The following is a 248-nucleotide window of genomic DNA, read 5'->3' on the forward strand; positions in this document are numbered from 1 at the left end:
ATCAACAAGTGCAAGCACATCAGCAACTACATCAGCATCAACAAGCGCAAGTACCTCAGCAAGTACATCAGCATCAACAAGTACATCAGCATCAACAAGAGCAAGTACATCAGCATCAACAAGTGCAAGCACGTCGGCTAGAACATCGGCTAGCACATCAGCAAGTGCGTCAGCATCAACAAGAGCAAGTACATCAGCATCAACAAGAGCAAGTACCTCAGCAAGTACGTCAGCTTCAACGAGCGCTC

General features: G+C 47.2%; 1 protein-coding gene. It reads left to right on the forward strand.

Features of this window, described 5'->3' with window-relative positions:
- Positions 1 to 248 (forward strand): hypothetical protein (locus N8L33_RS10030; RefSeq protein WP_261059763.1); only part of this gene is annotated, 248 nt, incomplete at both ends.

Origin of the sequence: Streptococcus mitis, from assembly GCF_946188695.1 — a bacterium.
In the GTDB taxonomy this organism is placed as follows: Bacteria; Bacillota; Bacilli; order Lactobacillales; family Streptococcaceae; genus Streptococcus; species Streptococcus mitis_DF.